This is a genomic window from uncultured Aggregatibacter sp., from assembly GCF_901873365.1.
GTDB lineage: Bacteria > Pseudomonadota > Gammaproteobacteria > Enterobacterales > Pasteurellaceae > Aggregatibacter.
The window spans coordinates 20,866-43,333 of sequence record NZ_CABFLM010000104.1 but is presented as its reverse complement, the minus strand read 5'-3'; the positions used below and the strand labels follow the sequence as shown (position 1 = coordinate 43,333).

Annotated in this window: 30 protein-coding genes; 16 read left to right on the top strand and 14 right to left on the bottom strand. The window is 42.2% G+C overall.

All coding sequences use genetic code 11. The features are described from left to right. The first annotated feature begins 40 nt into the window (after positions 1-40). A complete protein-coding gene (ybeD, locus tag QZ106_RS09070; RefSeq protein ID WP_021616393.1) occupies positions 41-343 on the top strand; it encodes a DUF493 family protein YbeD in 303 nt (100 codons plus the stop codon). An 89-nt stretch (positions 344-432) separates the two neighbouring features. Here the strand turns inward: ybeD and rapZ are convergent, their stop codons facing one another. Genes rapZ through lptC form a run of 5 tightly spaced genes read right to left on the bottom strand, consistent with a single transcriptional unit; the run spans position 433 to position 3,669 of the window. Further along, positions 433-1,287, bottom strand: coding sequence for an RNase adapter RapZ (gene rapZ, locus QZ106_RS09065; RefSeq protein ID WP_033002610.1), 855 nt, complete (start codon positions 1,285-1,287; stop codon positions 433-435). 30 nt (positions 1,288-1,317) lie between these two features. After that, positions 1,318-1,845 carry a PTS IIA-like nitrogen regulatory protein PtsN gene (gene ptsN, locus QZ106_RS09060; protein WP_295976523.1) on the bottom strand — a complete coding sequence of 176 codons (528 nt, stop codon included), beginning with the start codon at positions 1,843-1,845 and terminating at the stop codon, positions 1,318-1,320. 3 nt (positions 1,846-1,848) lie between these two features. Then, a complete protein-coding gene (gene lptB / locus QZ106_RS09055) occupies positions 1,849-2,574 on the bottom strand; it encodes an LPS export ABC transporter ATP-binding protein (protein WP_021616396.1) in 726 nt (241 codons plus the stop codon). Between the two features lie 8 nt (positions 2,575-2,582). After that, complete coding sequence (lptA, locus tag QZ106_RS09050) at positions 2,583-3,104, bottom strand: lipopolysaccharide transport periplasmic protein LptA (protein ID WP_295976522.1); 522 nt, start codon at positions 3,102-3,104, stop codon at positions 2,583-2,585. Then, positions 3,085-3,669: an LPS export ABC transporter periplasmic protein LptC gene (gene lptC / locus QZ106_RS09045; protein WP_295976521.1), complete on the bottom strand. Its 585-nt coding sequence runs from the start codon at positions 3,667-3,669 to the stop codon at positions 3,085-3,087. The genes lptA and lptC overlap by 20 nt, the downstream gene beginning before the upstream one ends. Before the next feature lie 245 nt (positions 3,670-3,914). Between lptC and mlaF the strand changes: the two genes are divergently transcribed. Genes mlaF through murA form a run of 7 tightly spaced genes read left to right on the top strand, consistent with a single transcriptional unit; the run spans position 3,915 to position 8,611 of the window. After that, positions 3,915-4,712 carry a phospholipid ABC transporter ATP-binding protein MlaF gene (gene mlaF, locus QZ106_RS09040; RefSeq protein WP_290521845.1) on the top strand — a complete coding sequence of 266 codons (798 nt, stop codon included), beginning with the start codon at positions 3,915-3,917 and terminating at the stop codon, positions 4,710-4,712. Next, entirely contained in the window at positions 4,706-5,491 is a 786-nt protein-coding gene (mlaE, locus tag QZ106_RS09035; RefSeq protein WP_021616400.1) for a lipid asymmetry maintenance ABC transporter permease subunit MlaE, read from the top strand. The genes mlaF and mlaE overlap by 7 nt, the downstream gene beginning before the upstream one ends. A 22-nt stretch (positions 5,492-5,513) precedes the next feature. Beyond that, positions 5,514-6,026, top strand: coding sequence for an outer membrane lipid asymmetry maintenance protein MlaD (mlaD, locus tag QZ106_RS09030; protein WP_021616401.1), 513 nt, complete (start codon positions 5,514-5,516; stop codon positions 6,024-6,026). Between the two features lie 27 nt (positions 6,027-6,053). After that, positions 6,054-6,695 carry a phospholipid-binding protein MlaC gene (gene mlaC, locus QZ106_RS09025; protein WP_295976520.1) on the top strand — a complete coding sequence of 214 codons (642 nt, stop codon included), beginning with the start codon at positions 6,054-6,056 and terminating at the stop codon, positions 6,693-6,695. Between the two features lie 3 nt (positions 6,696-6,698). Continuing rightward, entirely contained in the window at positions 6,699-7,058 is a 360-nt protein-coding gene (locus QZ106_RS09020; RefSeq protein ID WP_021616403.1) for an STAS domain-containing protein, read from the top strand. After that, the gene (locus QZ106_RS09015; RefSeq protein ID WP_290521841.1) at positions 7,058-7,315 is read left to right on the top strand and encodes a BolA family protein; all 258 of its coding nucleotides are present in this window, start codon (positions 7,058-7,060) and stop codon (positions 7,313-7,315) included. Before QZ106_RS09020 ends, QZ106_RS09015 begins: the two co-directional genes overlap by 1 nt. Positions 7,316-7,333: 18 nt before the next feature. Beyond that, positions 7,334-8,611 carry a UDP-N-acetylglucosamine 1-carboxyvinyltransferase gene (murA, locus tag QZ106_RS09010; RefSeq protein WP_295976519.1) on the top strand — a complete coding sequence of 426 codons (1,278 nt, stop codon included), beginning with the start codon at positions 7,334-7,336 and terminating at the stop codon, positions 8,609-8,611. Between the two features lie 91 nt (positions 8,612-8,702). Here the strand turns inward: murA and era are convergent, their stop codons facing one another. From era to QZ106_RS08980, 6 genes are read right to left on the bottom strand one after another with little or no spacing between them, the layout of a single operon-like run. Continuing rightward, positions 8,703-9,608: a GTPase Era gene (gene era / locus QZ106_RS09005; RefSeq protein WP_295976518.1), complete on the bottom strand. Its 906-nt coding sequence runs from the start codon at positions 9,606-9,608 to the stop codon at positions 8,703-8,705. After that, positions 9,605-10,285, bottom strand: coding sequence for a ribonuclease III (gene rnc / locus QZ106_RS09000; RefSeq protein WP_295976517.1), 681 nt, complete (start codon positions 10,283-10,285; stop codon positions 9,605-9,607). The genes era and rnc overlap by 4 nt, the downstream gene beginning before the upstream one ends. Position 10,286: 1 nt before the next feature. Then, positions 10,287-11,309, bottom strand: coding sequence for a signal peptidase I (lepB, locus tag QZ106_RS08995; RefSeq protein WP_295976516.1), 1,023 nt, complete (start codon positions 11,307-11,309; stop codon positions 10,287-10,289). A gap of 11 nt (positions 11,310-11,320) precedes the next feature. Further along, the gene (gene lepA, locus QZ106_RS08990; RefSeq protein WP_295976515.1) at positions 11,321-13,117 is read right to left on the bottom strand and encodes a translation elongation factor 4; all 1,797 of its coding nucleotides are present in this window, start codon (positions 13,115-13,117) and stop codon (positions 11,321-11,323) included. Positions 13,118-13,120: 3 nt separating this feature from the next. Continuing rightward, entirely contained in the window at positions 13,121-13,369 is a 249-nt protein-coding gene (locus tag QZ106_RS08985; RefSeq protein ID WP_295976514.1) for a hypothetical protein, read from the bottom strand. A gap of 27 nt (positions 13,370-13,396) precedes the next feature. Then, positions 13,397-13,546, bottom strand: coding sequence for a LysR family transcriptional regulator (locus QZ106_RS08980; RefSeq protein WP_295976513.1), 150 nt, complete (start codon positions 13,544-13,546; stop codon positions 13,397-13,399). 25 nt (positions 13,547-13,571) lie between these two features. On the opposite strand from QZ106_RS08980, the gene QZ106_RS08975 reads away from it, so the two are divergent. Next, on the top strand, positions 13,572-13,802 hold the full coding sequence (locus QZ106_RS08975) for a zinc-binding dehydrogenase (protein ID WP_209364773.1): 231 nt from the start codon (positions 13,572-13,574) through the stop codon (positions 13,800-13,802). 11 nt (positions 13,803-13,813) lie between these two features. Next, positions 13,814-14,854 carry an LLM class flavin-dependent oxidoreductase gene (locus tag QZ106_RS08970; RefSeq protein ID WP_295976512.1) on the top strand — a complete coding sequence of 347 codons (1,041 nt, stop codon included), beginning with the start codon at positions 13,814-13,816 and terminating at the stop codon, positions 14,852-14,854. 36 nt (positions 14,855-14,890) lie between these two features. Here the strand turns inward: QZ106_RS08970 and QZ106_RS08965 are convergent, their stop codons facing one another. Continuing rightward, entirely contained in the window at positions 14,891-15,787 is an 897-nt protein-coding gene (locus QZ106_RS08965; RefSeq protein WP_295976511.1) for a LysR family transcriptional regulator, read from the bottom strand. 127 nt (positions 15,788-15,914) lie between these two features. Between QZ106_RS08965 and hchA the strand changes: the two genes are divergently transcribed. Then, positions 15,915-16,778, top strand: a complete 864-nt coding sequence (gene hchA / locus QZ106_RS08960) for a glyoxalase III HchA (protein WP_295976510.1) — start codon at positions 15,915-15,917, stop codon at positions 16,776-16,778. Positions 16,779-16,951: 173 nt separating this feature from the next. Here the strand turns inward: hchA and QZ106_RS08955 are convergent, their stop codons facing one another. Together QZ106_RS08955 and grcA are read right to left on the bottom strand one after the other, a co-directional pair. Further along, a complete protein-coding gene (locus QZ106_RS08955; protein ID WP_295976509.1) occupies positions 16,952-17,173 on the bottom strand; it encodes an antibiotic biosynthesis monooxygenase in 222 nt (73 codons plus the stop codon). A 429-nt stretch (positions 17,174-17,602) separates the two neighbouring features. After that, entirely contained in the window at positions 17,603-17,986 is a 384-nt protein-coding gene (gene grcA / locus QZ106_RS08950) for an autonomous glycyl radical cofactor GrcA (protein WP_021616414.1), read from the bottom strand. A gap of 285 nt (positions 17,987-18,271) precedes the next feature. Between grcA and ung the strand changes: the two genes are divergently transcribed. From ung to pfkA, 5 genes are read left to right on the top strand one after another with little or no spacing between them, the layout of a single operon-like run. After that, a complete protein-coding gene (gene ung / locus QZ106_RS08945) occupies positions 18,272-18,940 on the top strand; it encodes a uracil-DNA glycosylase (protein ID WP_295976550.1) in 669 nt (222 codons plus the stop codon). A 31-nt stretch (positions 18,941-18,971) separates the two neighbouring features. After that, positions 18,972-19,748, top strand: a complete 777-nt coding sequence (yaaA, locus tag QZ106_RS08940) for a peroxide stress protein YaaA (protein ID WP_295976508.1) — start codon at positions 18,972-18,974, stop codon at positions 19,746-19,748. Between the two features lie 5 nt (positions 19,749-19,753). Continuing rightward, complete coding sequence (locus QZ106_RS08935; protein ID WP_295976549.1) at positions 19,754-20,314, top strand: hypothetical protein; 561 nt, start codon at positions 19,754-19,756, stop codon at positions 20,312-20,314. Further along, entirely contained in the window at positions 20,314-21,234 is a 921-nt protein-coding gene (locus QZ106_RS08930) for a cation diffusion facilitator family transporter (RefSeq protein ID WP_295976507.1), read from the top strand. Before QZ106_RS08935 ends, QZ106_RS08930 begins: the two co-directional genes overlap by 1 nt. A gap of 50 nt (positions 21,235-21,284) precedes the next feature. After that, positions 21,285-22,250 carry a 6-phosphofructokinase gene (gene pfkA, locus QZ106_RS08925; protein WP_209362051.1) on the top strand — a complete coding sequence of 322 codons (966 nt, stop codon included), beginning with the start codon at positions 21,285-21,287 and terminating at the stop codon, positions 22,248-22,250. Positions 22,251-22,468 lie beyond the last annotated feature (218 nt).

The window sequence follows — 22,468 nt, the reverse complement described above, 5'->3', positions numbered from 1 at the left end:
ATGAAGTGCGGTGAATTTTTTATTTATTTTAGGAAAAACAATGACTCACGATAAAACCGTTAATTTGACGGATCTTGCACATAATAAGAAACTCAAAGATTTACTTGAATTCCCTTGTGATTTTACATTTAAAGTTGTCGGTGCGGCACGGGCAGATTTGATTGATGATGTTGTGCAAACTGTACATAAAACCATTAAAGGGGATTATACGCCAACCATGAAAGAAAGCGGCAAAGGTACGTATCATTCTGTTTCAATTAAGGTGCGTGCAGACAATATTGAACAGATTGAAACGCTTTACAAAACATTGGCAGAAATTAAAGGCGTTCGCATGGTGTTATAGCAAAATAGGCGGAATAAAATTCATTATTCCGCCTATTTTTATTTTTGTATTTTTAAATGACCACGCATTCTTCAGGTATGAGAAAGGCATTATTTTTTATGTTTTTCTAAAGAGCGGTGTAAAATTTTGACGTTTTTGCCTTTGTCTTGGAAATATCTTCCCAGCTGTTCAGCAATATAAACGGAGCGATGTTTTCCGCCGGTGCATCCGATAGCAATGGTTAAATAACTGCGATTATTTTGTTCCAGTAAGGGTAACCAAGTTTCGATATAAGTGCGGGTTAGATAAATAAATTGGTGTACATCATTGTGTTTATTTAAAAATTCCGCCACCGGCTCATCTAATCCTGTCAGCGGTCGCAAGGCGTGGTTCCAGTGCGGATTAGGCAGAAAGCGCACATCAAATACATAATCCGCATCAAGTGGAATGCCGTATTTAAATCCGAAAGACTCCACCACGATTTTTAATTCTTTATCAGAATGCCCACGTAAAAATTCACGTAAGCGTTCCGCAAGCTCATGGGTGGATAACGCGCCTGTATCAATAATCAAATTGGCTTGTTGAATTAAAGGGTCAAGCTGTTTCGCTTCTTCTTCAATGGCGGCTTCTAGAGAAAGATCATGGGTGGAAAGCGGATGTAAACGACGAGAATCGCTGTAGCGGCGGACTAAAGTGCTGTTATCAGCATCTAAGAAAATAATTTTAACATTGTGCTGTTGTTGAAGATCATTAATGGTCTTTTCCAACACTTGTGGGGACGCCGGTAAATTGCGAATATCTAAACTAATCGCAGCGGCCGTTTGGCTAACTGACAGAATTTCAATTAATTTCGGCAGTAAATCCAATGGCAAATTATCCACGCAATAATAGCCCATATCTTCTAACGCTCTTAATGCGACGGATTTACCGCCACCCGACCGTCCGCTAATGATGATAATTTCCATGATGTTCCCCTTGATTCGTTCAAATGGCACTTATTCTTCTGCGTTATCCGGCATTGAGATTGGCGTATCTTCCTCATCGGATTCTGACGGCTCATTTTCACATTGATCATAATGCAGAAAAATTTTCCAAATCTCATCCGCACTTTTTGCCGAACGCAGTTGTTTGCAAAGTGATTTATCCATTAAATAGTCCGCCAATTTCGGCAGACACTGGGCATAATCGCTACACATATTTTCTGGGATTAATACCGCAAAAATTAAATCCACATCCCGTTTGTCGGCAGCATCATACTCAATGGGGGTTTCTAATTGAATAAACACACCAATGGGTTTTGTACCTTGTGGCAGACGGCCTTTCGGCATCGCAACGCCACCGCCTAAACCGGAATTGCCTAATTTTTCACGATTAAATAAACAATCAAAACAATATTGTTCCCCATTTTCCATGGGTAATTGTTCTTCCACAATGCGCGCGATAGATTCAAACACCCGTTTTTTGCTGGAAGAAATCATTCCCTGACGAAGGGTTTGAGGCGTTAATAATTCGGTAAATTTCATAAGCTATAGTTGGAAATCTGCACCTAAATACACGTCTTTTACCAATTTGTTATTCATAATTTCAGTAGGTGTGCCGGTGGCAATCATTTTACCGGAACTCACAATATAGGCGCGCTCACACACATCGAGCGTCTCCCGCACATTGTGATCGGTAATCAGCACACCTAAGCCACGATCACGTAAGTCTTTGATAATTTTCTTAATATCAATCACCGAAATAGGATCAACGCCGGCAAAAGGTTCATCTAATAAAATGAACTTCGGATTTGCTGCCAAGGCACGCGCAATTTCCACGCGACGACGTTCGCCGCCGGAGAGTGATTGCCCTAGATTGTCTCGAATATGACCAATGTTGAATTCATCAATCAACTCATCGGCACGTTCACGACGTTGAAGTGCGGTCAGATCTTTGCGTATTTCTAATACGGCCATTAAATTTTCATACACACTCAAGCGGCGAAAAATAGAGGCTTCCTGTGGTAAATAACCTACGCCTTTTTGAGCGCGATTGTGCATTGGCAACAAACTGATGTCTTCTTCATCAATTCGAATTTTGCCTTGATCATGATTCACCAAGCCAACCACCATGTAGAACGTGGTTGTTTTTCCGGCGCCATTTGGCCCGAGTAAACCGACAATTTCACCAGAGTTGACGGTTAAACTTACATCAGAAACCACTTGGCGTTTTTTGTAGCTTTTCGCTAAATTTTCAGCAGACAGAATCGCCATGTTTCACCTTATTTCTTGCCTTTAGCATTATTTAATTGGTTTGGAATTAAGACAGTTTTTACACGAGAGCCGGAAGAACCGTTCGCTTTCAACTGTTGTTTTTTCACATCATAAGTAATGACATTGCCACTAATTTTACTATCTAATTGCTTTAATTCGGCGTTGCCGGTTAAGGTTAAAAATTCTGTACTCAAATCATAAAACACTTTATTGGCTTTACCGTCCACTGGTTTGCCATCATCCATCATTTGATGAAACGTAACAGGATTGCCAAAAGCTTCAACGGTATCTTTCTTATTGGCGTTTTCTTCCGGACGGGTAATGATCACTTTATCCGCTTTGACAAGAATAGAACCCTGTGTAATCACCACGTTATTACTGAGGGTGACCACACGGCTGTTCATATCCAACGATTGGTTATCGGATACGATGTTAATCGGTTGATTGGTATCGTCTTTTAACGCGAATGCGGAGAAAGCGATTAAAGTTAATGTGGAAGCAAGGAAAAGTTTATTGCTTATTAATTTCATAATGTGTTTTTACCTGTTCTTTTAAATTAGCCACTTGTTGTTGCAAATTACCCGTTAATTTCAAGCCGGTCGAACTAAAATTTTGCCCGTTGAGCGTAACCATTTTGTCCGAACGAATATCCTGCGTTGTTAAATTTACCACCGCACTTTCGGTTTCAATGCGCTGTAAACGGGAGAGGGGAGAGAGGCTTTGTGCCACCACATTGCCCTCTAAATACAACATATTATCTTTGGTTAATCTCGCTTTATCGGCACGGAGTTCCCAGCTTTCTTTTTCTTCGGTATTGGCACTAGGCACATTCATCTCGAGTAATGTCACTTTAGGTTGTTGAAAGTCGGTATGCCCGTCAGCCGTGTAGTATTCCACTTGCAAAGAGGTGGCGAGGTATTGCTTTTTACCGCTAGGCGAATAAACGACAGTCTCCATTTTTTGTCCGATATATTCCGGCCGATCTTCTGATTTAATGAGTTCAGTTAAATGGTTATCGTCTTGATTTAAACGATAAAACCAAGCTAATAACCCCAGCGCAATGACCGATAAAATAATATTCCAGCGAATATTCATAAGCCTATGTTAAGTCAGTCTAGTTAATAAGAAGACGCAATCATAGCATAGTTTTGTGAAAAGCATGTAAAAGTGCGGCCTGATTTTATGATGTTTTTATATAGGATACCAAGGTATCGGCAAGGAAAATCGATGGGTAAATTCAGATAATTCTATTTGACATTCAGTGGAATTTCATAGAGTATCGCAGCTTATTTTAGTTAGTGGCGATTTTATAGCCTCTTATTATTTGCAACGAATGTGTTATGAACGAATCTTTAATTGAAGTTAAACATCTGACATTTAAGCGTGGCGATCGAATTATTTATAAGGATCTTAATCTGAAGGTTCCCAAGGGCAAAATTACTGCCATTATGGGGCCTTCCGGCATTGGTAAAACCACGTTATTAAAACTCATTGGTGGGCAGTTGTTGCCGACCGAGGGGGAAATTTTGTTTGATGGGCAAGATATTTGCAAACTGTCAAATCGTGAACTTTATGAAGTGCGCAAACGCATGGGAATGCTATTTCAATCGGGCGCATTGTTTACCGATATTTCTACTTTCGATAATGTGGCATTTGCGATTCGTGAGCATACGAATTTGCCACCGTCATTAATTCGTCAGATCGTGTTAATGAAATTGGAAGCGGTTGGCTTACGTGGTGCAGCTGATTTAATGCCCTCCGAACTTTCCGGTGGGATGGCTCGGCGTGCCGCCCTTGCCCGCGCGATAGCATTAGATCCGGATTTAATGATGTTCGATGAACCGTTCACCGGGCAGGATCCGATTAGTATGGGGGTGATTCTCAGCCTCATTAAACGGTTAAACGAAGCCTTAAATCTCACATCGATTGTGGTGTCGCACGATGTGCAAGAAGTGTTAAGCATTGCGGATTATGCTTATATTATCGCGGATAAACACGTTATCGCGGAAGGCACTTCCGAGCAGCTGCTGGCAAGCCAAGATCCTCAGGTGACTCAGTTCCTACAAGGTCAAGCAGACGGTCCGGTGCATTTTCATTACCCTGCACCGAATTATATTGAGGAGTTGTTTGAATGCTAGTGAATTTCATTTCAGCCCTCGGGCGCAATGTGATTAATTTTGTACGGGCGCTAGGTCGTGCCGGCTTTTTATTGTTCGGCGCATTAGTTGGGAAACCGCAAGTGACGAAGCATTTCCCACTTCTTATTAAGCAACTGCATGTTCTTGGCGTGCAATCTTTATTAATCATCATGCTTTCCGGTTTATTTATTGGCATGGTGCTTGGGTTACAAGGCTATGTGGTTTTAGTGGATTTCTCCGCAGAAACCAGCCTCGGGCAATTAGTCGCCTTATCCTTGTTGCGAGAATTAGGCCCGGTGGTGACCGCACTTTTATTTGCTGGTCGAGCCGGTTCTGCCCTAACGGCAGAAATTGGTTTAATGAAAGCCACCGAACAATTATCCAGCTTGGAAATGATGGCGGTCGATCCGTTGCGTCGGGTGATTGCACCGCGTTTTTGGGCAGGAATTATTGCCATGCCGCTTCTTTCCATGATTTTTATCGCCATTGGAATTTGGGGCGGTTCTTTAGTCGGGGTTGACTGGAAAGGCGTGGATGCCGGTAGTTTTTGGTCTGTTATGCAAAACGCAGTCACATGGGAACATGATATTCTAAACGGCACAATCAAAAGCGTCTTTTTTGCCATTGCTGTTGTATGGATTGCGTTATTTAACGGGTATGACTGTATGCCAACGTCCGAAGGTATTAGTAAAGCCACGACGAGAACGGTAGTTCATGCGTCATTAGTGGTATTGGGTTTAGACTTTGTGCTGACAGCGATGATGTTCGGTGCAAATTAATCTCTGTTTGTAAGGAAAGAGTATGCGACAAACAATTAAATATGAATTTTGGGTGGGTTTATTTTTGCTTTTAGGCATTGCCTCGCTTGTTTTTTTAGGCCTAAAAGTTGCCAACGTACAAGGCTTTAGTGAAACAAAATCTTACCAAGTCTATGCAACTTTCGATAATATCGGCGGACTAAAAGTGCGTGCGCCACTTAAAGTAGGCGGTGTCGTGGTTGGGCGCGTATCCAATATTGAATTGGATCCGAAAACGTATTTGCCGAAAGTAACGATTGCGATTAATCAAGAATACAACAAGATTCCTGAAACCAGTTCGTTATCCATTAAAACCTCAGGATTATTGGGCGAACAGTACATTGCATTAAATGTCGGTTTTGACGACGGTGAAATTGCGATGCTGAAAGACGGCGACAAAATTGTTGATACCAAATCTGCCATGGTGCTGGAAGATCTTATCGGCCAGTTCTTATACGGTAATAAAGAAGATAAGAAAACGGAAGGCGAAGCAAATGACGCCGCCGAAAGTCACTAATTTACACAACCTACAGGAGAAGGATGTATGTTAAAACTGAATGTAAAACGCTGGTTAGCAAAAACGTTGGTTATTTTCACCGCACTTTTTGCCGTGCAACAAGTGATGGCGGAAGATACGCCCTATGATTTAACGCAAAAAGTGTCGGCAAAACTGTTTAGCGATATTAAAGCGAACCAAAGTAAAATTAAACAAGATCCGAATTACCTCAGAACAATTGTGCGCCAAGATTTAATGCCGTATGTTCATGTGAAGTATGCCGGCTCTAAAATTTTAGGACAAAACTATAAAACCGTAACCCAAGAAGAGCGGGATCGTTACTTTGCCGTTTTAGATAAATACATCGAACAGGTTTATGCACAAGTGTTAACCATGTATAGCGATCAAAGTATTCAAATCGGCAAAATGAAGGAAGAATCTGCAAGTCTTGCGACCGTGAACGTTAAAGTGGCGCAACCGAATAATCAACCGCCTTTAAACGTGGATTTCTATTGGTATAAAAATAGCAAAACCGGTCAATGGCAGGTGTATGACATGACAGCCGGTGGTGCAAGCATGGTGAATACCAAACAGCAAGAATGGAGCCCAATCATTCGTAAACAAGGGCTGGATGCATTGACTGCACAGCTACAAAAATCAGCGGATACACCAATTACGTTGAGCAAATAATCCATGCAAGAGACACAAAGTTTACATTGGGAATCACAGGTAAATGATGGTAAAATGACGCTCCAATTATCAGGAGAGTTATCTCGTAACACGTTGTTGCCACTTTGGCAGCAACGTGCTTCTTTTTTATTGGAAGGGCAGTTAGACGGGCAAATGATTGTTTGGGATTTAAGCCAAATTACCCGTATTGACTCCGCCGGTTTTGCGTTACTCTGTGACTTTTTACAACATAACCAAACCTTGTTAACAAAAGCGCAGAGACAAATTCTGCAAAATCCACCATCACAATTACTAACATTAGCTGATCTTTTCGGATTATCCGATTGGATTGCACAATTTATCCCGCAAAATGGAAATCGTTAATGGAAACGCAAGAAATTGAACGAATTTTAAAAGAAGCACTTCAGCTTGATGAAGTTTACGTCCAAGGTGAAAATGCCCATTATGGCGTGATCGCAGTTAGCGATCAGTTTGCCGGGTTATCTAAAGTTAAACAGCAGCAAATGATTTATGCGCCATTGTTGGATCATATTTCCAGCAATGAAATCCACGCACTTTCCATCCGCACTTATACCGTTGAAAAATGGAAACGCGAACGTTTACTTAATCCACCGGCTTAATTCCTACAGGGTACTCTCATGCAAAAATTTCGTGTTTATGGTCAATCTTGTTTAAAAGGCACCGTAGAAATTTCCGGTGCGAAGAATGCGGCATTACCCATTCTTTTTGCTGCAATTTTAGCGACAGAGCCTGTCACATTAACCAATGTGCCTGATCTTAAAGATATTGAAACAACACTCAAAATTTTACGCCAACTCGGTGTTGTGGTAACGCGCAATGAGCAAGGTGTTGTGAGCTTAGATGCGTCTAAAATCGATCACTTTGTCGCGCCTTATGAATTAGTTAAAACCATGCGTGCCTCCATTTGGGCGCTTGCTCCTTTAGTCGCCCGTTTTAATCAAGGACAAGTCTCTCTGCCGGGCGGATGTTCTATCGGTGCCCGTCCTGTGGATTTACACATTAGCGGTTTAGAACGCCTTGGTGCTCAAATTGTTCTTGAAGACGGTTATGTAAAAGCGCACGTCAATGGACGTTTAAGTGGTACGCGTATTGTGATGGAGAAAGTCAGTGTAGGAGCTACACTCTCCATTATGATTGCTGCAACCCTAGCCAAAGGCACAACGGTAATTGAAAATGCCGCACGTGAACCGGAAATTGCCGATACGGCAGAATTCTTAAATAAAATGGGTGCTAAAATTAGCGGTGCCGGTTCTGATGCCATTACCATTGAGGGCGTGGAACGCTTAACTGGTTGTCAACATAGTATCGTTCCCGATCGTATTGAAACCGGGACATTCCTTGTGGCAGCCGCCATTTCCGGTGGACGCATTGTCTGTAAAAATACCAAGGCAGACACCTTAGATGCCGTGATTGATAAATTACGTGAGGCCGGCGCTCAAGTGGATGTAACGGAAGAGACGATTACACTCGATATGTTGGGTAATCGTCCGAAGGCAGTGAATATTCGCACCGCACCTTACCCGGGATTCCCAACCGATATGCAAGCACAGTTCACCTTGCTAAACATGGTGGCAAATGGTACCAGTATCATCACCGAAACTATTTTTGAAAATCGTTTTATGCATATTCCTGAATTGATTCGGATGGGCGGCAAAGCTGAAATTGAAGGTAACACGGCAATTTGCCACGGTGTTGATCATTTATCCGGCGCAGAAGTCATGGCAACGGATTTACGTGCTTCTATCAGTTTGGTTCTTGCCGGCTGTATTGCAACCGGTGAAACCATTGTTGATCGTATCTATCATATCGATCGTGGTTATGAACGCATTGAAGAAAAACTTCGGGGTATTGGCGCTCGCATTGAGCGTTTCTCTGAAGAAAACGAAGAAGTGTAATGATTAAATAAAAATCCCCTAAGGCGACAGTCTTAGGGGATTTTTGATGGTATGAAGTGAGTTAAATCAAGTGATGGTGTTTAGCTGAAGGTTAGTCTTCCATATACCCCAGACTTCGCAAAGCCCGCTCATCGTCTGCCCAGCCGGATTTTACTTTGACCCAAAGTTCCAGATGGACTTTATTATCAAATAAACGCGCCATATCTAAACGGGCTTCCGTACCAATTTTTTTCAATTTTTCACCTTTATGGCCAATGACGATTTTTTTCTGTCCGTCACGCTCAACCAAAATTAAGGCATTGATTTCATAAGTTCCGCGTTCGTTCACCTTAAATTGCTCAATTTCTACGGTCACAGAATAAGGTAATTCTTCCCCCATAAAGCGCATTAATTTTTCACGAATAATTTCTGATGCCATAAAACGTTGAGAACGATCGGTGACATAATCTTCCGGGAAATGGTGTACGCCCGGGCGCAAAGATTGACGCACGATATTCTCAATTACCTCTAAATTATTCCCTTTTTCAGCAGAAATCGGCACGATGTCGGTAAAGGTAAATTTACGGCTGATTTCCGTAATAAATGGCAATAAATCGTCTTTATGCTTAATGTTATCGATTTTATTAATGGCAAGGACAACCGGCACATTGGTTTTGCGCAGTTTATTCAGTACCATTTCATCGTCATCATTCCAGTGTGTGCCATCGACCACAAAAATGACTAAATCCACATCAGTAATTGCACTGCTGGCGGCACGGTTCATTAAACGGTTGATAGCGCGTTTTTCCTCAATGTGCAGCCCCGGCGTATCCACGTAAATTTCCTGATACGGACCTTCAGTTTTAATGCCCACAATGCGATGACGAGTGGTTTGCGCTTTGCGCGAAGTGATCGAAATTTTTTGTCCGAGAATTTTGTTCAGTAAGGTAGATTTCCCTACGTTCGGACGACCTACAATGGCAATAAAGCCACAATACGTTTCAAGTTGTTCTGTCATTTGATATTTAGCTCTTGAAGAATTTGTTCTGCTGCCGCTTGTTCTGCTTTACGGCGACTGGAACCTTTGCCGATAAAAGTGCGGTCATCATTTTTAATGGAACATTCCACAATAAATAATTGGTTATGAGCTTGCCCTTGAATATTCACAATATTGTATGTCGGCACAGGGAGTTTTTTTCCTTGCAAATATTCTTGTAAACGGGTTTTCGCATCCTTTTGGTTATCGCCCGGTTGAATCTCTTTTAATAAAGATTGATACCAACGGATTACGATTTCAGTGGCGTGAGTGAGGCTACTATCTAACGAAATCGCACCAATAATGGCTTCTACGCAATCAGCTAAAATAGATTCACGACGAAATCCGCCACTTTTTAATTCCCCTTGTCCCAGTGAAAGATAGTCTCCCAACTGGAAATCGCGCGCTAAAATCGCTAAGGTTGGCTCACGCACCAATGTTGCCCGCATTCGACTGAGTTCCCCTTCGTTGCACTTGGGAAATTGATGAAATAAGGCATTGGCAATGGTTAAGTTTAAAATGGCATCGCCTAAAAATTCTAAGCGCTCGTTATGTTTATGCCCTGCACTTCTATGGGTGAGGGCTTGTTTAAGAAGATCGGTATCTTGAAATTGGTAATCAATTTTTTGTTGTAAACGATCTAAATTATGGTCTCTCATATTATTGAATTTTTTGGAATAAGCGTTCAGTACGAATGCCGGTTGGCCATTCATCCTGTTCTTTCTTTAAACTCAGCCAAATATAGGTGGCTTTCCCGACGATATTTTGTGACGGTACAAAGCCCCAAAAACGGCTATCTTCACTGTTGTTACGGTTATCGCCCATGACAAAATACTGCCCTTCCGGCACAACCCATTCTGTTACATAATTTTCTTGTTTGCTAAAGGCTTTATAACGATATCCTTCGTTAATCGGCTGTGGATACCAATGAATAGCGTGTGTCACATCACCGGTTTCAATGGTTTCTAATGGTGCAGGGCCGTATTGCACTTTACCGCTGTGATCTCGTCCTAAAATAAAACGGAAACTTTCATTCGGTTGAGGTAGCGTGTAGCTAAATTCTTTGGTTTCACAATCGGTCAAACATTCTTTGCCGTCTTTGGCGTAAACCAAGGTTAAATGACGATTCGCTTCGTTATAAATTATGCGATCGCCGGGGGTGCCGACAACACGTTTAATGTAGTCGGTACTAGGGGATTCCGGTGCTTTGAACACAATGACATCACCACGTTGAGGCTCGCCTCGTTTTATCAACGTATTTTGGAAAACCGGATCTTTAATGCCGTAATCAAATTTATTGACTAAGATGAAATCGCCAATACGCAATGTGGGTTCCATGGAAGAAGAGGGGATTTGAAATGGCTCGAAAATAAATGAGCGCACAATCAATACAAAAGCTAATACCGGAAATAAAGACGCGACAAATTCAGAACTTTCTGAAATCGGTTCAATTTGAGTTTTTTCCTCGTCGTTTAATGGTTTGCCACTGCGTTGCTCCAAGCGTGCAATTTGTCTGGCGCGTTTTGGTAACACGCCAAAGCGCAAATAACACCAAACGGCACCAGAAAGTGCGGTAAAAATAATGAGTAAAATGGAAAAGGTGTTGGGTAACTGAAAATGATCCAATACTTTCCACAAACCATATCCGACAGCGATTAAAATAATCGTAAATACGTTCGACATGAATACTTTCCTTATTTGTCTTTTCCTACGTGTAAGATGGCTAAGAATGCTTCTTGTGGCACTTCAACATTGCCGAGTTGTTTCATTCGTTTCTTACCTTCTTTTTGTTTTTGTAGTAATTTTTTCTTACGGCTGACATCACCACCATAGCATTTTGCCAACACATTTTTGCGTAATTGTTTCACGGTAGAACGGGCAATAATGTGGTTGCCAATTGCCGCTTGAATCGCGATATCAAATTGTTGACGTGGAATGAGTTCACGCATTTTTTCTACCAATTCACGACCGCGATACGGTGCATTGTCTTTATGTACAATTAACGCTAACGCATCTACACGATCACCGTTGATCATAATATCCACGCGCACCATATCTGCCGTTTGGAAGCGTTTGAAACCGTAATCTAAAGACGCATAACCGCGCGAGGTGGATTTCAGGCGATCAAAGAAATCCAGCACCACTTCGCCCATCGGGATTTCATAAGTCAGCGCCACTTGATTGCCGTGATAAACCATATGGGTTTGCACGCCACGTTTTTCAACGCAAAGGGTAATCACATTGCCGAGATATTCTTGTGGCAATAGCATATTACATTCCGCAATGGGTTCACGAATTTCAGCAATATTGTTTAACGGCGGCAGTTTTGACGGACTGTCCACATAGACTACCTCACCATTGGTTAATTCCACTTCATAGACCACGGTTGGTGCCGTCGTGATTAAATCTAAATCGTATTCACGCTCCAAACGTTCTTGAATAATCTCCATGTGCAACAGCCCAAGGAAACCACAGCGGAAACCGAAGCCAAGTGCGGTGGAATTTTCCGGTTCATAGAACAAGGAGGCGTCATTTAAACTTAATTTACCAAGCGCATCACGGAACGCTTCATAATCATCAGAGCTGACCGGGAATAAGCCGGCGTAAACCTGGGGTTTAACTTTCTTAAAGCCCGGTAAAACGGAACTTGCCGGATTATTGTGTAGCGTTAAGGTATCTCCCACCGGTGCGCCTAAAATATCTTTAATGGCACAAACGACCCAACCAACTTCACCGCAATTTAATACAGTGGTATCCACTTGTTTCGGCGTAAAAATCCCCAAACGATCGACGTTATATGATTGGCCGGTGGACATCACTTTGATTTTATCGCCTTTGCGTAACGTGCCGTTTTTAATGCGAACCAAAGACACTACACCCAAATAATTATCAAACCACGAGTCAATAATTAATGCCTGTAATGGCGCATTTGGGTCACCTTCCGGTGCCGGAATTTTGGCAACAATTTCTTCTAATACGTCTTCAATGCCCACGCCCGTTTTAGCCGAACAACGCACGGCTTCCATGGCATCAATTCCCACAATATCTTCAATTTCTTCCGCAACACGTTCAGGATCGGCCGCTGGTAAGTCAATTTTGTTTAAAATCGGCACCACTTCCAAGTTCATTTCGATAGCGGTGTAACAGTTTGCCAAGGTTTGTGCTTCTACACCTTGTCCGGCATCGACTACCAATAATGCGCCTTCACAAGCCGCAAGAGAGCGAGATACTTCATAAGAAAAGTCAACGTGTCCCGGTGTGTCGATAAAATTCAGTTGATAGGTTTCGCCATCTTTGGCTTTGTAGTTCAGCGTTACGCTTTGTGCCTTGATGGTAATCCCGCGTTCGCGCTCCAAATCCATAGAATCGAGCACTTGCGCTTCCATTTCACGATCTGAAAGTCCCCCACAGGTTTGAATTAAACGATCAGATAAGGTGGATTTACCGTGGTCAATATGGGCAATAATAGAAAAGTTGCGAATATTCTTCATAAATCAGTCAGTTTTCTCATTCAAAAAGTCATTAAATTTAACTGGCGGATTGTACCCGAAAAGCGTGGAAATCGCTAGAAAAGAAAAGGGAAGTGCGGTCAGTAATTCAAACAACATTTGATCGTTATGAGGCATTGGCGGCAAGATGATATACACCACACCATACATCGCTTTCTCGCTCAATTTTGGGGAAGCAAATAAACGCTCGCTTTCCGCCGGAAATTGCGTGATTTTCGGCAAAAATTTTGCCAAATTCGGGGGGATATTCCGTGAGCTGTGTTAAAACCGTCTTTCGTCCAGCAATTCTTCCAACTCGGTGATCGTGCGAGTTACCACTTGCAAAGACGTCGCCAAACGCTGCATAGTCTCACGAAAATTGAAGGTTTCGCAGGCGACGCAAAAAGAGCGCAGAGCATCCGGTTCATTCATATTATTCCTTTTTTCAGAATAGTTTATTCGTATTTTATGTATTTTAACTCATGATAGTCAGCGTATAATACAAGTAAATCATCAAAGAGCGGTTAGAATTAACGAGCTCTGGGAAAAACTCGGCAACGGTGAAATCGGCAAACCGATTATTCATCAAGTATTTGATTTTAACGACGTAGCAAAAGCCCATATAGAAATGGACAAAGGCACGCATATTGGGAAAGTGATGTTGGATTTCACTTTGCTCAATCAATAAGGAGAAACACTATGAAACTTTCCATTCTTAATCTCGCCCCCGTCCGAGAAGGACAAACTTATTTGCAAGCCGTTGAGTCTATGGTAAGTCTTGCAAAACATGCTGAGAACATTGGCATTGAACGCTATTGGATTGCTGAGCATCATAATATGAAAAATTTGGTGAGTTCAGCGACCGCACTTTTAATTCAGCATACGCTAGCCAATACGAAGACCTTGCGCGTTGGCTCAGGTGGCGTGATGTTACCGAATCATTCGCCTTATGTGGTGGCTGAGCAATATGGCACACTGGAGACGCTTTATCCAAACCGTGTTGAACTCGGTTTAGGCCGTGCACCAGGAACGGATATGCAAACGGCTGCAGCACTTCGTCGTGGACGAAACAGTCTGGATTTCCCTGCGGAAATCGCGGAACTTCGAGGTTACTTTAAAGATAGCAATCCTGTTTCAGCTTATCCTTCCGCAGGCTTGAATATACCGTTTTATATTTTAGGATCTAGCACCGAAAGTGCCTATCTTGCGGCAGAGCTTGGCTTGCCTTATGCCTTTGCTTCACACTTTGCGCCACGCATGATGGAAATGGCGGTGGAGATTTATCGCAAAAACTTCAAACCTTCTACCTATCTTGCTGAACCCTATGTCATCTTAGGTGTGAACGCGATTGTTGCAGAAACCGATAACGAAGCGAGACAACTCGCGACGACGCAAACACTATTTTTCTTAAATATAGTGACTAATGCGCAACAAAATTTACAACCACCGATGGCGTCAGAAGAAGACGTTTGGAAAGCCCAAATGCATGCCCAAAAGAAACCACACTTTGGCCCAGTCGATTTCGAGGCAATCCCAATTTACAACCAAGAGCGTGCCGTAGTGGAACAAATGACGGCTTGTTCGCTTATCGGTAGTCCTGAAAGCGTAGAATTTCAACTCAAGCAATTACGTGAACGGGTACATTTTGATGAAATTATGGCAGTGAGCTATATTTTTGATGAGCAAAAGCAAGCCCAATCTTATACGATGTTAAAATCGATTGTGGATAAGCTATCGTGATAAAAACATGGCGAGATCATCTCGCCATTTTTATACCTAAAACATTTTCGACAACAAAATCTCCTTCAACTTGTTATACACCCATATCACCCGCTCGGCAACAATCGTTTGATATGGTCGGTATAAATAAAGCTGCCATTTTTGCTTTTCAATTTCGGGGAAGAGTTCCACCAATCGACCATTTTCTAAATAGGGATCACAAACACTGTTGATAAGATAAGAACAAGTGCGACCAGCGAGAGCTGATTGCAATTCGCTTTGCACGTCAGAGGCGAAGAATATCGCTCTGTTGGGCATAAAACGTTGTTCAGCGTTGATTTGCCATTGCCAAATACGTTTCAGTTTGGGGTCAATCAAACCACTCAGTGGATAATTTTGGGCTAAATCTTGTAAATCTTTAGGGAAATCCAATCGCTTGAGTAAGGCGGGCGAGGCGACAATTTTTTCCGAAAAAGTGCAGATATGCTGCGCCACCCAATCCAACTCAGGTTCTTGGCAAATTCGCAAGCCAATGTCAATTTGGTCATCTACACTTTTGAGCTTATCAATGCCCACCCGCCAATCAATCGCAATGTCGGGGTAGGGCTCAAGTGCGGTCAATAATTCAAACAGAATTTCATCGTTGTAAGGCATCGGCGGCAGGGTAATCCGAACTACACCTTGCATTGCTTTTTCTTTTACATTGTTTTTAGCAAATAGCTGTTCGCCTTTCGCCAAATATTGCGTCGCTTTCGGTAAAAATTGCTCGCCAAATTCAGTGAGTTTGATGTTTCGAGTGTTACGCTTGAACAGGCTTTCGCCTAATAACGTTTCGAGATTGGCAATCATTCTCGTGACTACTTGGGGCGAAACGGCAAGGCGTTGAGCGGTTTCACGGAAATTAAGAGTTTCCGCAGCGGAGCAAAAATAACGAAGAGCTTCTAATTTATTCATCATTATTCCTTTTTTCAGAATAGTTTATTCTTATTCTATTAATTTTCAAATTGAAAGACTAGGATATAATGCCCCCATTACAACAAACAATCTTTTTTAAACATTCTTTTAACATTAGTAGAAAAAAATGGCAGATTTAAAAAGCCCAGTAGCAGACCGTGCAGAACATAACGCATTTTTCCCATCAGAATACTCATTAAGCCAATATGTGGCGAAAAAAACGGATTTCGACGGTTTTAAATTCGACAAACCTTACACAGGTGGCAAATACAAAATTTTAATGGTGGCTTCTGACGAACGCTATTTAGAAATGAAAAACGGCAAATTATTTTCAACGGGTAACCACCCTGTGGAAACGATGTTGCCAATGTTGCATATTCACCACGCTGGTTTTGAAATTGAAGTGGCAACCCTTTCAGGTAACTCGGTAAAATTTGAAATGTGGGCGATGCCAACCGAAGATGAAGCGGTGATGGGCTTATACGAAACCTACTTGCCGAAATTCAAAAATCCACATAAATTAGCGGATATTTTGGCGGAAGTCACAGCGGAAGATTCACCATACTTAGGCGTGTTAATCCCGGGTGGTCACGCAGCATTACACGGTCTTCCGTTCAGCACCGACATGAAAGCAGTATTAAACTGGGCGTTTGCAAATGATAAATATATCATCAGCTTATGCCACGGACCTGCAGCATTTTTAGCAGCAAGCATAGGCGAAAAACCGGAAGATTTCCCATTCAACGGCTATGAAATCTGCGTATTCCCAGATGCGTTAGACGAAGGCGCGAACGTGGACATCGGCTACATTCCGGGCAAATTACAATGGTTATTAGCGGAACGCTTAGAATCTTTAGGCGTGAAAGTATTGAACGAAGGCATTACAGGTCAAGTGAACAAAGACCGCAACGTGCTCACCGGCGACAGCCCACTTGCGTCTAACAATTTAGGCATTTTAGCTGTCGAGGAGTTGTTAAAAGCCGTCGCTTAATCGCCCTTCTCCTTCTTGAAATAACATAAAGTGCGGTCGAAAAACACCATGAATTTCGACCGCACTTTTTACGTTTGTGCAAGCTTATCTGCCACTTGCATTAAAAAACCAAGCTGCCTTTGTAGTCCAAATAGGTCGGACGGATTTCGATACTTTGCTTATCCTGCAACATCTCATCGGTGTGCCGTATAAGTCTCATCGTTGGCGTAGATTTCAAAGAACACCCAATGACTCGGTTGTTCTTTCACTGTAGCGACATACATCGCCGACACACCCGGCTCCACTTTCAGGGATTGCGTCATTTCCGGCAACACCATGGCTTTAAATTTCTCATTTTCCGACGGCTTCACGTTCACAATGACCAAATTGGGACGGGTTTCATTCGTTTGTTGCACTTGGATTGTAAATTCAAGGGTTAAAAAGAGCGATGGAAATTTAACACGTTCACACCTGTTTTGTGTCTTCGGTTTGTGGGGGGCGGCATAATTATGGCATACTAGCCAACAAGTGCGCCAGTAACTAATAGATCATCTTCAGGAATAGAAAATGCATCATGGTTTAACGCTATTGATTTTTCTTAAACATAAGGTTTCATATCTATAATTATTTTACAAACTGCAAGTTCCCCAAAAGTGAGCAACTATGCCTAACCATGGGTAATTTATTACCCACGGATTAAACGTAAGTTTCGTTTCCGACAGCACCCTATATTTTCCGTTTATTTTCACTGCCCAAGTGGTCATATTGAATGATCGGAAAACATGGGGGAAGAAAGTAAAAAGAACCCCCGAATTTATCGGGGGTTCTTTTTACTCAACATGAAATTATAAACTTTCAGTGAAAGTACGGGTAATAACATCGCGTTGTTGTTCAGGGGTTAACGAGTTGAAACGTACTGCGTAACCGGAAACACGGATAGTTAATTGCGGATATTTTTCAGGGTGTTTTACCGCATCTTCTAATGTTTCACGACGTAATACGTTCACGTTTAAGTGTTGACCGCCTTCTACTTTCACAGTTGGTGCGACGTTTACCGGTAATTCGCGGTATTCGATTTGACCTAATTCGCTTACGGCAACGATTTGATCTTCCGCGTAATCACCTTTTGCACATAAACAACGGGCTTCACCTTTTTCGCTATCTAACAACCAGAAAGAGTTTAAAAGATTGTCGTTAGCAGCGTGGGTAATTTGGATACCTTTAATCATAAAATGCCTCCTAAGTTTGGCTTTTCTGTATATTAATTGAACTGAGCGGATTCTATCAAAACTTTTGAAAGTTTCAAATAAATTTGATGTAGAACCAAAGTCTTTTTTTAATTATTTTGAGGTATTTGATTTTAATCAAGAATATTGCGTCATTTTTCTCTAACATTTCACAGCATTGAGATATTTTTCTTACATTTTAGAAACTAAGAAAGGCAACTTATGGCTATGAATTTTGCCTTAGGTTCTTTATAATTTCCGTCATTCAAAATTGATTGGAACCCCATGATGAAAACCTGGACAGATGTGATTGGACAAGAAAAACAACAGCCTTATTTCCAGCACGTTTTGCAGCGAGTTCACGCAGAACGGGAGGCCGGTAAAATCATTTATCCGCCGGCGCATGATGTGTTTAACGCGTTCAAGTTAACCGAATTTGATCAAGTCAAAGTGGTGATTTTAGGGCAAGATCCTTACCACGGGCCAAATCAGGCGCATGGCTTGTCTTTCTCCGTTAAACCCGGTATCAAACCGCCACCGTCCTTGTTAAATATGTATAAAGAATTGTCCGATGACATTGAGGGCTTTCAGATGCCGAATCACGGTTATTTAGTGGAATGGGCACAGCAAGGCGTGTTATTGCTTAACTCGGTTTTAACCGTAGAACAGGGTTTAGCCCATTCCCACGCTAATTGGGGCTGGGAAATTTTCACCGATAAAGTGATTGAAGCCTTGAATCAACATCGCGAAAATCTGGTTTTTCTATTATGGGGTAGCCCGGCACAGAAAAAAGGGCAATTCATTGATCGCCAAAAACATTGTGTTTTAACCGCAGTGCATCCGTCGCCGCTATCTGCCCATCGTGGCTTTTTCGGCTGCTGCCATTTTTCGAAAACCAACGCCTATTTACAACAACAGGGTATTGCCCCGATTAATTGGCAATTAAGCGCGCTTTAGCGTTGTTATCAGAACCATTACAGGATTGTTTATGTTAGCCATTATTTCACCTGCGAAGACATTAGATTTTGAAAGCGCAGTCCCTAAAAAACTCCCGCATTTTCAACCGCACTTTTTAACACAAAGCCAACAACTGATCGATATTTGCCGTGAACTGACACCGGCAGACATTGGCTCATTAATGTCAATCAGCGATAAACTCGCGGGACTTAATGCCGCCCGTTTTGCCGAATGGCAACAAAATCATAACGAACAGAATGCCAAAGCGGCGGTTTATGCGTTCAAAGGCGATGTTTACACCGGATTAGACATTGAATCTCTCAACGAAGAAGATGTGTTATTTGCCCAGCAACACTTGCGTATTTTATCCGGCTTATATGGCTTATTAACGCCACTCGATTTAATCCAGCCATACCGTTTGGAAATGGGAACAAAACTCGCTAACCCGAAAGGCAAGGATTTATATGCGTTCTGGCAGGGCGTCATCACTCCGGTGTTACAACAAGCAATTGATGAACAAGGCGGCATTTTAATTAATTTAGCTTCTGATGAATATTACAAATCGGTGCAAGAGCAACAATTAAAAGCGCAGATTATCAAACCGATCTTCTTAGATAACAAAAATGGGAAGTATAAAGTGATTAGCTTCTATGCTAAAAAGGCACGCGGCTTAATGTGTCGTTACCTCATTCAACATCGCCTTAGCGACGTAGAACAGCTCAAGGAATTCGACCTTGGCGGCTACTGGTTTGATAGCGTGGCATCTACAAAAACAGAATTTGTCTTTAAACGGGATTTGGCGGAATAAACATGATGAAAAAAACACTTGTTATTTTAACCGCACTTTTTTTATCGGCCTGTGTCAGCCCACCGCAACTTAATGCGCCTGAAACGGTAGAGCACAACAAGAAAACCTATCATTTAGCCACGAAACAGGACCTGGAGTCGGTCGTTCGTTATTTTTATGTCTTACCGAACGAAAGCGCACAGCATTGGCAAAGTGCGGTGGAAATTTTGTTAGATCGTAACAAACAAAAACGCACTTTACAGGAACGTATTGACTGGCGTAAACGGATTTATACCAACACCGGGATAAAAAATTTCCACCTCTATGCTCAGGATAATACGCTTTATGCTTATGTGATTTATGAGCCTTCTGTAGAAAATAAAGATTGGCAAATTGATGTGGCGAAAGGCAAAGAGCTGCCGTTTTGTGGCTTTGTGCAATATCAATATTCATTAAAGATTCCTAAAAATCATAAGATGATGAATATGAACGGAAAACGGGTTATTAACCACCTGAAAAAATACGTGGTGGAAAAAGAAATGAAACAGTTAATGAAAGCCGATTGGCTGTTATCGTGTAAAGCTTAATGTCTGCTGTAGAATATTCCGCGCAAGTCAAAAAAGCGGCCAATTTTGCCATTATCACGGCGTTGATTTTGATTATCGCGAAAGGTATCGCTTGGTGGCAAACCGGTTCGGTGAGTATGCTCGCCTCTATTACCGATTCCATGTTGGATTTATTGGCTTCGTTCATGAACATGCTGATTTTGCGTTTCGCTTTAATGCCTGCGGATCATAATCACTCTTTTGGGCATGGCAAGGCGGAATCCCTGGCTTCGCTCGTGCAAAGTGCGTTTATTTCCGGTTCGGCGATTTTCTTGTTATTACAAGGCATTCATCGTTTTAATTCCCCGCAAGCCTTGAACAATACAATACTGGGTATGTTGGTCACCGTATTTTCCATTTTTGCGACACTATTATTAGTGTGGTATCAAGGACGCGTAATTGAACAAACAGATAGCCCGGCAATTAAAGCGGATCGGTTGCATTATCAAACAGATTTGCTGATGAACTTTGCCATTTTGATTTCCTTAGGCTTAAGTGTGCACGGTATTTTATGGGCAGATGCAGTTTTTGCGATTTTAATCTCCCTTTATATTTTATTAAATGCAGCCAAAATGCTGTTTAGTTCAACACAGTTATTGCTTGATCAAATGTTGCCACCGGAGGAAATTGAACAAATTAACGCGGTGCTTAACCAAGAAATCGCCCAAGATCCACGCATCCTCGGGTTTCATGCGTTACGAACCCGTCGTTCCGGCGCCATTCGTTTTATTCAATTTCACTTAGAATTAGCCGATGAACTGTCTTTTATTGAAGCCCATGATATCACCGAACATTTGGAACGTTGCCTATGTAAGACATTTCCGCGCAGTGATATTGTGATTCATCCGGAACCCACATTTGTTGTGCAACAGGAAATGCAGTTAGATAAAAAAGTGATATAATTTATACAGTTTTTAATATTCATTCTTTTATATTTTAATAGGAATAACGCATGATCAAAAAAATTGCAGTACTAACAAGCGGTGGAGACGCACCGGGCATGAACGCGGCAATTCGCGCAGTGGTTCGCGCAGGGTTGTCTGAAGGGTTAGAAGTTTATGGTATCTATGACGGCTATTATGGCTTATACCACAACAACATTAAGCAATTAACCCGTTATAGCGTATCCGACATCATCAACCGTGGCGGTACCTGTTTAGGTTCTGCCCGCTTTCCGGAATTTAAAAATCCTGAGGTCCGCGCCAAATGCGCCGATATTTTACGTTCTCATGGGATTGATGCGTTAGTCGTGATCGGTGGGGACGGTTCTTATATGGGAGCAAAACTGCTGACCGAAGAACACGGTTTCCCATGCGTTGGGATTCCGGGCACAATTGATAACGACGTTGCCGGTACCGACTATACGATTGGCTACCAAACTGCCTTAGAAACAGCAGTTGAAGCGATCGACCGTTTACGTGATACCTCCAGTTCCCACCAACGTATTTCCATCGTAGAAATCATGGGGCGCCACTGTAGCGACTTGACGATCTCCGCAGGGATTGCCGGCGGTTGTGAATATATCGTGGCTTCCGAAGTGGAATTTAACCGCGAAGAACTGATTCGCCAAATTGAACGCAGCATCATTAAAGGTAAACGCCATGCGATTATTGCGATTACCGAGTTAATTTGTGATGTGAATGAGTTAGCAAAAGAAATTGAAGAACGCGTTCACCATGAAACCCGCGCCACCATTTTAGGTCATATCCAACGTGGCGGTTCGCCTTGTGCCTTCGACCGTATCCTCGGCTCCCGCATGGGCGTTTATGCGATTGACTTGTTGCTGCAAGGTAAAGGCGGCTATTGCGTTGGGATTCAAAATGAACAGCTGGTTCACCACGATATTATCGATGCGATCAATAATATGCGCCGTGAATTTAAAGCAGATTGGTTAAAAATGTTCAAACGTTTAGACTAAGCTCAATCGCGTATTTGAGAACGTCAAAGTGCGGTTAAAATTCATGGTGTTTTTTGACCGCACTTTTTGTTTTATGTCAATCTGAATCTGTGTGAACGCACAAGAAGTGCATTGCTGATTTTGCATTTCGTCAGGTGTTCTGGCTATAATGCGCCACGTGTAAAACTGCGTTGGCGGTAATTCCGTCTTCCTGACGCATTGTGTTAAAAAGGAATTAT